Source organism: Pyxidicoccus caerfyrddinensis, assembly GCF_010894405.1.
Classification (GTDB): Bacteria; Myxococcota; Myxococcia; order Myxococcales; family Myxococcaceae; genus Myxococcus; species Myxococcus caerfyrddinensis.
The window spans coordinates 73935-86310 of the sequence record NZ_JAAIYA010000015.1; the positions used below are offsets into that span (position 1 = coordinate 73935).

At 71.9% G+C, this 12376-nt stretch carries 1 protein-coding gene; it reads right to left on the bottom strand.

Going from position 1 to position 12376, the window contains the following annotated elements; all coding sequences use genetic code 11:
- Window positions 1–12266, bottom strand: a 12266-nt coding sequence (locus G4D86_RS31785; RefSeq protein ID WP_163997843.1) for a non-ribosomal peptide synthetase, incomplete at its 3' end; no start/stop codon positions are given.
- Window positions 12267–12376 lie beyond the last annotated feature (110 nt).

Consider the following 12376-nt stretch of genomic DNA (forward strand, 5'->3'; position numbering starts at 1 on the left):
ACGAGGCGCTTGTCGCCACCGGGCGAGTCCTGGCGAGCCATGACGACGGCGCCCTGCACGGTGGAGTGCTGGCGCAGGGCGGACTCGATTTCACCCAGCTCGATGCGGAAGCCGCGCACCTTCACCTGGTGGTCGATGCGGCCCAGGTAGTCGAGCTGCCCGTCTGCGCGCCAGCGCACCAGGTCTCCGGTGCGGTACATGCGCGCGCCCGGAGTGGTGCTGAAGGGGTCGGCGACGAAGCGCTCGGCGGAGAGGTCGGGCCTGCCGAGGTAGCCGCGAGCGAGGCCGGCGCCAGCCAGGTACAGCTCACCGGGGACGCCAATGGGCTGGAGCTGGAGACTGGGGGTGAGGATGTAGCCGGACGTCTCGGGCAGGGGGACGCCGATGGTGGGCTCGCCGGGGCCCTCGGGGACGCGGGTGAAGGTGGAGTAGGTGGTGTCCTCGGTGGGGCCGTAGAGGTTGAAGACGTGCTGGACGGTGCCGGTGGCGTAGAGGCCGCGCACCAGCGTGCCGGGCAGGGCTTCGCCAGCGAGGTTGACGGTGGTGACGGAGGGAGGAATGGCGCCCATCCGCAGCAGCTCCGCGACGGCGGAGGGCACGGTGTTGACGAGCGTCACCTCGGAAGCGGCGGGCAGAGAGGCGAGCTCCAGCGCGTTGGCGGCGAGCAGCACGGTGCCGCCGCAGGAGAGGGGCGCGAAGAGCTCGAAGACGGACAGGTCGAAGCAGATGGAGGTGGCGGCGAGGGTGCCGGCGAGCTGCTCACGGGAGAAGGTGCGCAGGGACCAGTCGAGGAAGGCGGTGGAGCTGGCGTGGGAGATGGCCACGCCCTTGGGCTTGCCCGTCGAGCCCGAGGTGTAGATGACGTGGGAGAGATTCTCCGGCACGGCATGGCAGGCCGGCGCGGACGCCGGCCACTGGGAGAACGTCTCCGGCAGCGCGTCCATGCAGACGGTGCGCAGGCCCTGGGTGTCGAGCTGGAGCGAGGCGAGCAGGCTCTGGTGGGACAGCAGGAGCTGGGCGCCGGAGTCGGAGAGGGTGTAGTCGAGGCGGCCGCGCGGGTAGGCCGGGTCCAGCGGGACGTAGGCGCCCCCGGACTTGAGGACGGCGAGCAGTGCGACGACGAGGTCGGCGGTGCGCTCCATGCAGACGGCGACGCGCACTTCGGGCCCGACGCCGAGCGACTGGAGGTAATGCGCGAGGCGGTTGGCGCGCGCATCGAGCTGCGAGTAGGTGAAGCGCTCGGTGCCGACGACGAGGGCGGTGGCGTCGGGAGTGCGGGCCACCTGCGCGGAGACGAGCTGGGGGATGACGGAGCGCTGGAGGACGGTGCGCGTGTCGTTGAACTCCACCAGCAGCCGGTGGCGCTCCTCGGGCGTGAGCAGCGGAATGGACTCGACGGGCTGCTCGGCCCGCGCCAGCAGCCCCTCCAGCAGCACCCGGTAATGCTCCGCGATGCGCGCGGCGGTGCCCTGCTCGAAGAGGTCCGAGTTGTAGAGCAGCGTGCCTCGGAAGCCGTCCGGCGACTCTCCCAGGCTCAGCTCGAGCTCGAACTTCGCGGTGGTGCTCTTCACCTCCTGCGGACGCATTGCCAGTCCCGACACCCGCGCCGCCGACACGGGCGCGTTCTGCAGGACGAAGAGCACCTGGAAGAGGGGACTGCGGCTCAGGTCCCGCGTGGGCTGGAGCTCTTCCACCAGCCGCTCGAAGGGGACGTCCTGGTGGGCGTAGGCGCCGAGCGCCGTCTCCTTCACCTGCCGCAGCAGGTGGAGGAACGAGGCGCGGGCATCCACCCTCGCGCGCAGGGCCAGGGTGTTGACGAAGAAGCCGATGAGGCCTTCGAGCTCACCGCGCTGGCGGCCGGCGATGGGCGAGCCGATGGTGATGTCGTCCTGCCCCGAGTAGCGGGAGAGGAGCACCTGGAACGCGGCCAGCAGGACCATGAAGGGCGTGACGCCCTCCTGCTGGCACAGGGCCTTCACCGACTCGGAGATTTGTCGAGGGAGGACAACGGGGAGCTCGGCGCCGCGATAGGTCTGCACGGGCGGGCGCGGCTTGTCCGTGGGCAGCTCCAGGGTGGAGAGGCCCGAGAGGTGCTGGCGCCACCAGGTGAGCTGCTCCTCGAGCACCGCGCCCTGGAGCCACTTGCGCTGCCAGACGGCGTAGTCCGCGTACTGGAGCGGCAGCGCCGGCAGCGGCGAGGGCCGGCCCTGGGAGAAGGCCTCGTAGAGCGCGGCGACTTCCCGAATCAGCACGCCCAGCGACCAGCCGTCCGAGACGATGTGGTGCATGTTGATCGACAGCACGTGCTCGGTGGCGCTCAGCTTCCACAGCCCCGCGCGGATGAGCGGGCCGGTGGCGAGATTGAAGGCCCGCAGCGCGTCCTCGCGGAGCTGCTGCTCCAGCGCTTCCCGTGCGGCCTCGGGTGCGAGGTCGCTCAGGTCCACCGTGTTCAGCGCCAGCCTCGTGGGCGGAAGGATGACCTGGAGCGGCTGGCCCTCCCGCTGGGTGAAGACGGTGCGCAGCGCCTCATGGCGCTGTACCAGCTCCGTGAGCCCGCGCTGGAGCGCGGCCACGTCCAGTGCGCCCTCCAGCCGCACGAAGGTGGGCATGTTGTAGGTGGCGCTGCCGGGTTCGAGCTGGTCGATGAACCACAGCCGCTGCTGCGCGAAGGACAGCGTCATCCCGCCGGTCCGTGGCACCGGCACCAGCGAGGGGGCCTCGGAGCCCTGCTCGTTCGTGGCGGACCCGATGCGCGCGGCGAGTCTGGCCACGGTGGGGGCCTCGAAGAGGGCGCGCAGGGGCAGCTGCACGTCGAACGCGGTGCGCACGCGGGACGCGAGCTGCGTGGCGAGCAGCGAGTGGCCACCCAGCTCGAAGAAGCTGTCGGTGATTCCCACGCGCTCCAGGCCCAGGACCTGCTGGAAGAGCCCGGCCAGTCGCTCCTCGGTGGGATTGCGAGGCGCGACGTAGTCCTTGCCCGCGGTGTCCTGCTCCGGAGCGGGAAGGAGCTTGCGGTCGACCTTGCCGTTGGGATTGAGGGGGAAGGCGTCCAGGGACACGAAGGCCGAGGGCACCATGAACTCGGGTACGTGCAGGCGCAGGTGGCGGCGCAGGGCGTCGACTTCAATCTTCGCGCCCTCGGAGGGGACGACGTACGCAACGAGGCGCTTGTCGCCACCGGGCGAGTCCTGGCGAGCCATGACGACGGCGCCCTGCACGGTGGAGTGCTGGCGCAGGGCGGACTCGATTTCACCCAGCTCGATGCGGAAGCCGCGCACCTTCACCTGGTGGTCGATGCGGCCCAGGTAGTCGAGCTGCCCGTCTGCGCGCCAGCGCACCAGGTCTCCGGTGCGGTACATGCGCGCGCCCGGAGTGGTGCTGAAGGGGTCGGCGACGAAGCGCTCGGCGGAGAGGTCGGGCCTGCCGAGGTAGCCGCGAGCGAGGCCGGCGCCAGCCAGGTACAGCTCACCGGGGACGCCAATGGGCTGGAGCTGGAGACTGGGGGTGAGGATGTAGCCGGACGTCTCGGGCAGGGGGACGCCGATGGTGGGCTCGCCGGGGCCCTCGGGGACGCGGGTGAAGGTGGAGTAGGTGGTGTCCTCGGTGGGGCCGTAGAGGTTGAAGACGTGCTGGACGGTGCCGGTGGCGTAGAGGCCGCGCACCAGCGTGCCGGGCAGGGCTTCGCCGGCGAGGTTGACGGTGGTGACGGAGGGGGGAATGGCGCCCATCCGCAGCAACTCGGCCACGGCGGAGGGCACGGTGTTGACGAGCGTCACCTCGGAGGCGGCGTGCAGCGAGGCGAGCTCCAGCGCGTTGGCGGCGAGCAGCACGGTGCCGCCGCAGGAGAGGGGCGCGAAGAGCTCGAAGACGGACAGGTCGAAGCAGATGGAGGTAGCGGCCAGGGTGCCGGCGAGCTGCTCACGGGAGAAGGTGCGAAGGGACCAGTCGAGGAAGGCGGTGGAGCTGGCGTGGGAGATGGCCACGCCCTTGGGCTTGCCCGTGGAGCCCGAGGTGTAGATGACGTGCGAGAGGTTGTCCGGCACGGCATGGCAGGCCGGCGCGGACGCAGGCCACTGGGAGAACGTCTCCGGCAGCGCGTCCAGGCAGACGGTGCGCAGGCCCTGGGTGTCGAGCTGGAGCGAGGCGAGCAGGCTCTGGTGGGACAGCAGGAGCTGGGCGCCGGAATCGGAGAGGGTGTAGTCGAGGCGGCCGCGCGGGTAGGCCGGGTCCAGGGGGACGTAGGCGCCCCCGGACTTGAGGACGGCGAGCAGGGAGACGACGAGGTCGGCGGTGCGCTCCATGCAGACGGCGACGCGCACCTCGGGCCCGACGCCGAGAGACTGGAGGAAATGCGCGAGGCGGTTGGCGCGCGCATCGAGCTGCGAGTAGGTGAAGCGCTCGGTGCCGACGACAAGAGCGGTGGCGTCGGGAGTGCGAGCCACCTGCGCGGAGACGAGGTGGGGGATGACGGAGCGCTGGAGGACGGTGCGCGTGTCGTTGAACTCCACCAGCAGCCGGTGGCGCTCCTCGGAGGTGATGAGCGGGAGCGAGGCCACGGCCTGCTCCGGCCGGGCCACGATTCCTTCCATCAGCACCTGGTAGTGCTCCACCAGACGCGCGGCGGTAGCGGCATCGAACAGGCCGGTGTCGTAGTCGAGCGCGCCCACGAAGCCCGTGGGCCCGTCCGTCATGAAGAGGTCCAGGTCGAACCGCGCGTGGATGTTCTCCTCGGGAACGGATTGCAGGTGCAGCCCGGGCAGCTCCAGCCGGCCCATGGGCATGTTCCGCAGGGCGAACATCACCTGGAAGATGGGCGAATAGCTGAGGCTGCGCTCGGGCTTGAACTCCTCCACCAGCTTCTCGAAGGGGACGTCCTGGTGCTCGTACGCCGCCAGCGTGGTCTCCTTCACGCCATGCAGCAGGGTGGCGAAGGAGGCGCTCGGGTCGATGCGCGAGCGCAGGGCCAGCGTGTTGGCGAAGAAGCCGATGAGCCCCTCGGTCTCCGAGCGGTTGCGGCCCGCGATAGGCGAGCCCACCACGATGTCGTCCTGGCCCGAGTAGCGCGCCAGCACCACCTGGAACGCCGCCAGCAGCGTCATGAAGGGCGTGACGCCTTCGCGACGTGAGAGGGCCTTGAGTCCGTCGGAGAGCTGCGCGCCCAGGGCGAAGGGCTTCCGGGCGCCGAGGTACTTCGGGACGGAGGGACGGGGCCTGTCCGTGGGCAGCTCCAGCAGCGCGGGCGCTCCCGCGAGCTGGCGCTTCCAGTAGTCCAGCCGCGTCTCCAGCGCTTCTCCGCGCAGCCAGCCCCGCTGCCACACGGCGAAGTCGGCGTACTGCACGGGCGGCGGCGGCACGTTGGCCTCCGTGCCGTTGACGTGCGCCGCGTACAGCGAGCCCAGCTCGCGCACCAGCACGCCCATGGACCAGCCATCCGAGACGATGTGGTGCATCGTCAGGAGCAGCAGGTGCTCCTGCTCGCCCAGGCGCAGCATCACCGTGCGCAGCAGCGGGCCCGTGGACAAGTCGAAGGGGCGCAGGGCCTCATCGGCGGCCATCCGCCGGGCCTCGGCCTGGCGCTCGGACGCGGGCAGGGCGCTCAGGTCCACCACCGGGAGCGGCAGGGGGACGGGCGCGTGGATGAGCTGCACCGGCTCGCCGTCGCGCGAGGTGAAGGTGGTGCGCAGCGATTCGTGGCGACGCACCACCTCGGAGAGCGACTGCTGGAGACCGGCCACGTCGGGCACGCCCTCCAGGCGCAGCGCGAAGGGCATGTTGTAGGACGCCGTGCCCGGCTCGAGCTGGTCGATGAACCACAGTCGCTGCTGCGCGAAGGACAACGGCAGCGCTCCCGTGCGCGGCGCGGGGACGAGGTCCGGCACCTCCAGGCCCTGGCTCGCCAGGCGCGCCGCGTCCACCGTTCGCGCCAGCGCGGAGAGGACCGGCGCCTTGAACAGCTCGCGCAGCGGCAGCGCCACGCCGAAGGTGGAGCGGATGCGGGAGACCACCTGCGTGGCCAGCAGCGAGTGGCCACCCAGCGCGAAGAAGTCGTCCTCGGCGCCCACGCGCGCGACGCCCAGCACCTGCGCCCAGAGCGCCGCGAGCAGCTCCTCGGTGGGCGTGCGCGGTTCGATGTACGCGTGCTCCGCGGACGGCGCCATCAGGTCCGGCGCGGGCAGCGCCTTGCGGTCCACCTTGCCGTTGGCCGACAGCGGCAGCGCGTCCATCACCACCAGCGCCGACGGCACCATGTAGTCCGGCAGCCGCCCGGCCACGAAGGCGCGCAGCGCCGCGGTGTCCAGCGCCCGGGGCGCGTCGCCGTCCGCGGGCGCGGGCACCACGTAGGCCACCAGTCGCTTGTCGCCCGGCCGGTCCTCGCGCGCCAGGGCCACCGCCTCGCCCACGCCGGGCCAGGCCAGCAGGGCGGTCTCGATTTCGGCCAGCTCGATGCGGTAGCCGCGCACCTTCACCTGCGCGTCCGCGCGGCCCACGAAGTCGAGCAGGCCGTCCTTCCGCCAGCGCACCAGGTCCCCGGTGCGGTAGAGGCGCGCGCCGGGCACGCCGCTGAAGGCGTCCGGCACGAAGCGCTCCGCGGTGAGCGCGGGCTGCTCCACGTAGCCCCGGGCGAGGCCGTCACCGCCGATGAACAGCTCGCCGGTGACGCCCACGGGCACCGGCTGACCGTGCGCGTCCAGCACGTAGACGCACGTGTTGGCCAGCGGCCTGCCGATGGGCACCGAGGTGCCCGGCTGCGAGGGCTCCGTCATCCGGAAGGTGGTGGCGAAGACGGTGCTCTCCGTGGGGCCGTAGCCGTTGGTGACGGAGATGCCCAACTCCTCCAGCACGCGGCGCGCATGCGGCGCGGGCACCACGTCTCCACCCGTCAACAGCTGCTTCAGGGGACGCAGCGCCTCCAGGCCGGACTCCACCACCTGGGTGAACAGGCCGGCCGTCAGCCACAGCGTGGAGACGTGCGCGTCGCGCACCACCCGGCCCAGTTCCTCCACGGAGGGCGGGTGCGGCGGGAAGACGACGAGGCGGGCGCCGTGCAGCAGCGCGCCCCAGACCTCGAAGGTGGAGGCGTCGAAGGAGATGGGGGCGAGCTGGAGCAGCGTCTCGTCCGGCCCCAGCGCCGCGTAGTCCACGCCGAACACGGTGCGCAGCACCCCGCGGTGCGGAATGGAGACGCCCTTGGGCCGGCCCGTGCTGCCGGAGGTGAAGTCGATGTACGCGAGGCTGTCCGGCAGGGCGGCCAGCGCGGGCGCGGTGGTGGGCTGCGTGGAGAGCGGTGCGTCCTCCAGCACCACCGGCGTCAGCCCCTCCAGGGGCAGCTTCTCCAGCAGCGCGCGCGTGGTGACGAGCACGCGCGGGCGCGCATCCTCCACCATGGCGGCGAGGCGCTCGCGCGGGTACGACGAGTCCAGCGGCACGTAGGCGCCACCGGCCTTGAGGACGGCGACCAGCGTCACCATCAGCTCCAGCGAGCGCTCGACACACGTGGCCACGCGCGAGTCGGTGGAGACGCCCAGGCCGCGCAGGTGGTGCGCGAGCTGGTTGGCGCGCGCGTCGAGCTCGCGGTAGGTCAGCTTCGTCCCTTCGAACTCGACGGCGACCTTGTCGGGGAAGCGGGCCACCACGGAGGCGAAGACCTCCGGCAGCGTGGAGGCGCGCGGGTACGCGACGGTGGTGGCGTTCCAGTCCACCAGCACCTGCCGGCGCTCGCCGCTGGAGAGCAGCGAGACGGAGGTGAGCGGGGCCTCGGGCCGGGCGACCAGCCCCGTCACCAGCGCGCGGAAGTTCTCCGCCATGCGCCGGACGGTGGCGGCCTCGAACAGGCCGGTGTCGTACCGCAGCGTTCCCCGGTAGCCGTCCGCCGTCTCGGTGAGGATGAGCTCCAGCTCGAACTTGGTGGTGGAGAGCTCCACCTCCAGCGTGTGCATCGCCAGCCCCTCCATGCGGGGCGAGGACGCGGGCGCGTTCTGCAGGGCGAAGAGGGCCTGGAACAGCGGCGTGCGGCTCAAGTCACGCGCGGGCTGCAGCTCCTCCACCAGCCGCTCGAAGGGGACGTCCTGGTGCGCGTAGGCGCCCAGCGACATCTCCTTCACCTGCTGGAGCAGCTCGCGGAAGGAGGCGCGGCCCTCCACCTTCGCGCGCATCACCAGGGTGTTGACGAAGAAGCCGATGAGGCCCTCCAGCTCACCCCGCTGGCGGCCGGCGATGGGCGAGCCGACGATGATGTCGTCCTGCCGCGAGTAGCGCGCCAGCAGCACCTGGAAGGCGGCCAGCAGCGCCATGAAGGGCGTGGCGCCCGCCTGCTGGCTCAGTGCCTTGAGCTGGCTGGAGACGTCGGCCGGGAGGAAGACGGACACCTGGGAGCCACGGTAGGCCGGCACGGCCGGGCGCGGCTTGTCCGTGGGCAGCTCCAGCGCCTGGGGCGCACCGGCGAGCTGCTGGCGCCACCACGCGAGCTGCTCGGCGAGCACCGGCCCCCGCAGCCACTGGCGCTGCCAGACGGCGTAGTCCGCGTACTGGAGCGGCAGCGGCGGCAGCGGGGCGGGACGGCCCTGGAGGGACGCCTCGTAGAGTGCGGCGACCTCACGCACCAGCACGCCCATGGACCAGCCGTCCGAGACGATGTGGTGCATGTTGAGGGCGAGCACGTGCTCGGAGGCGCCCAGCCTCCACAGGCCCGCGCGGATGAGCGGACCCGTGGCGAGGTCGAAGGGCCGCAGCGTGTCCTCGCGGAGCTGCTGCTCCAACACGTCCCGGGCGGCGTCCGGCGCCAGGCCGATCAGGTCCACCACGTTCAGCGGCAGCTCCACGCTCGGGAGGATGAGCTGGAGCGGCTGGCCCTCTTCCTGACGGAAGACGGTGCGCAGCGCCTCATGGCGCGCCACCAACTCCGTGAGGCCGTGCTGGAGCGCGGCCACGTCCAGCGCACCCTCCAGCCGCACGAAGGTGGGCATGTTGTAGGTGGCGCTGCCGGGCTCCAGCTGGTCGATGAACCAGAGGCGCTGCTGCGCGAAGGACAGCGGCAGGGGCCCGGTGCGCGGCACCGGGACGAGGGCGGGGGCCTGGCTCCCCGACGTGGAGCCCCGCACGGAGTCGATGCGCGCGGCGAGTGCTTCGAGGGTGGGCTCGGCGAACAGCGTGCGCAGGGACAGCTCCACACCGAAGGTGGAGCGGATGCGGGACGCCACCTGCGTGGCCAGCAACGAGTGGCCGCCCAGCTCGAAGAAGTTGTCGAGCGCGCCCACGCGCGGCACCCGCAGCACCTCTGTCCAGAGCGCGGCGAGCCCTTCCTCGGTGGGAGTGCGCGGAGCGACGTAGACCTTGTCCTGGCCGGACGACGACGCGTCCGGAGCGGGCAGGGCCTTCCGGTTCACCTTGGCGTTGGCCGTCAGCGGGAAGGCGTCCAGCCGCACCAGGGCGGAGGGCACCATGTAGTCCGGCAGCCGCTGCTTGAGATGCATGCGCAGGGCGGCGGTGTCGAGCGGCTCGGAGGCCACGACGTAGCCGACGAGGCGCTTGTCACCGGGCACGTCCTCGCGCACCAGGGCCACGGCCTCGCGCACGTCGGGGTGGCTTCGCAGCGCCGCCTCGATTTCGGGCAGCTCGATGCGGAAGCCGCGCAGCTTCACCTGTGCGTCCAGGCGGCCGAGGAACTCCAGCGTGCCGTCCGCGCTCCAGCGGACCCGGTCGCCCGTGCGGTACAGGCGCGCGCCGGGGAGGCCGGAGAAGGCGTCGGGGACGAAGCGCTCGGCGGTGAGCGCGGGCTGCTCCACATAGCCCCGGGCGAGGCCATCGCCGCCGATGAACAGCTCTCCCGGGACACCCACGGGCACCGGCTGGCCGTGCGCGTCCAGCACGAAGACGAGCGTGTTGCCCAGCGGCCTGCCGATGGGGAGCGACGCGCCCACCTGCGCCGCGTCCGTCAGGCGGAAGGTGGTGGCGAAGACGGTGCTCTCCGTGGGGCCGTAGCCGTTGGTGACGGGGATGCGCAGCGTCTCCAGCACCCGGCGGGCATGCGGGGCGGAGACGACGTCGCCGCCGGTGAGCAGCTGCTTCACCGTGCGCAGGCCCTCCAGGTGCCCGTCCACCATCTGCGTGAAGAGGCCCGCGGTGAGCCACAGCGTCGTCACGCCGGTGCGCTGGAGCACCTGTCCCAGCTCCTCCAGCGAGGGCGCCTGGGGCGGCATCACCACCAGCCGCGAGCCGTGCAGCAGCGCGCCCCACAGCTCCAGCGTGGACGCGTCGAAGGAGACGGGGGCGAGGAGGAGGAACGTCTCCTCCGGCCCGAAGCGGGCGAAGTCGACGCCGAACACGGTGCGCAGCACGGCCGCGTGCGGTGTGCCCACGCCCTTGGGACGCCCCGTGGAGCCGGAGGTGAAGTCGATGTACGCGAGGCTGTCCGGCAGCGCGGCCGGAGGCGGCGGGGTGGCGGGCCGCGTGGAGAGCTCGACGTCCTCCAGCACCACGGTGGACATGCCCTCGGCGGGCAGCTGCGCCAGCAGCTCACGCGAGGTGAGGAGCACGCTCGGACGCGCGTCCTCCACCATGGCCGCGAGGCGCTCGCGCGGGTACGACGGGTCCAGTGGCACGTAGGCCGCGCCGGCCTTGAGGATGGCGAGCAGCGCCACCACCAGCTCCGCGGAGCGTTCCACGGCGATGGCCACGCGCGAGTCCGTGGACACGCCCAGCTCGCGCAGGTGCCACGCGAGCTGATTGGCGCGTGCATCGAGCTGACGGTAGGTGAGCTTCGCTTCACCTGCCTCCACCGCCACCTTGTCGGGGAAGCGGGCCACCACCTGTGCGAAGACGTCGGGCAGGGTGGAGGCGCGCGGGTACTCCGTGGACGTGGCGTTCCAGTCCACGAGCACCTGCTGGCGCTCGGCACCAGAGAGCATGGGCAGCGCGGACAGGCGCCGCTCCGGGTGCGCGGCGAGGCCTTCCAGCAGCGTTTGGAAGTGCGCCAGCAGCCGCGTCACCGTCGCGTCGTCGAACAGGTCCGTGCGGTAGACGACGGCGGTGCGCAGTCCCTGGGGCAGCTCGGTGGCCAGCAGCGTCAGGTCCACCTGGGCCGCGCCGCTGTCCACCGGCTGGGTCTCCATCGACAGCCCCGGCACGTGCAGCGGGGCCAGGGGCGCGTTCTGCAGGGCGAACAGCACCTGGAACAGGGGCGAGACACCGAGCTGCCGCTCCGGCCGCAGGGCCTCCACCACCTTCTCGAAGGGCAGGTCCTGGTGGGCGAAGGCGCCCAGCACCTTCTCGTGGACACGGCCCATCAGCTCCAGGAAAGACGGGTCGCCGGACAGGTCCGCGCGCAGGGCCACGGTGTTGACGAACAGGCCGACCAGCCCCTCCAGCTCCGCGCGGTTGCGGCCGGCCACGGGCGAGCCGACGGTGACGTCGTCCTGCCCGCTGTAGCGCGACAGCAGCACCTGCCACGCGGCCAGCAGCAGCGTGAAGAGGGTGCGGCCCTCGCGCAGGGCGAGCGCCTGAAGTGACTCGAGCAGCTCCGGCGGCAGCAGCCGTGTCTGCCGCGCGCCGCGCGTGCTGGTGTCCGCGGTGCGTGGCCTGTCAGTGGGCAGCTCCAGCACGGCGCTCGGGTCCAGTTGCTGGCGCCAGTAGCCGAGCTGCGTGTCCAGCGTCTCGCCGCGCAGCCAGTCCCGCTGCCAGGAGGCGAAGTCCGCGTACTGCAACGGCAACGCCGGCAGCGTCGCGGGCTGGCCCGACGCGAGCGCGGAGTAGAGCGCGCCCAGCTCCCTCACCAGCACGCCCATCGTCCAGCCGTCGGAGACGATGTGGTGCAGGTTGAGCAGCAGCAGGTGCTCGCGCGTGTCCCAGCGGTACAGCACGGCGCGCAGCAGCGGGCCCTGTTCCAGGTCGAAGGGCTGCCTCGCGTCCGCGTGCAGCCGGCGCCACGCCTCCGCCTCCCGGCCGTCATGGACGTCGACGACGGGCAGCCCGACGTCCAGCGAGGGGGTGATCTGCTGAAGCACCCGGCCCTGCTGTTCGACGAAGGTGGTGCGCAGCGCCTCGTGACGGTGCACCAGCTCCTGGAGGGCGCTGCGAAGGGCGTCCACGTCCAGCGCGCCGGACAGGCGCACGGCGGTGGGGATGTTGAGGGCGGCGCTTCCCGGCTCCATCCGCTCCTGGAGCCACATGCGCTCCTGCGAGAAGGACACGGGCGCCCGTCGGGAGTGACGGGCCTTGTCGCGCAGCAGCTCGGCGAGCCGTGCGCGCTTCTGCTCAGGGGTGAGCGCCATTGCAGTACTCCGAATCCAGAAGTCAGCGCGAGCCGCTGAAATTATCGTGCGGGCACGTGGGAAGTACCCGGTCGGGCACTTCAACGGCCATATGACGTAGGCAGGAAGGC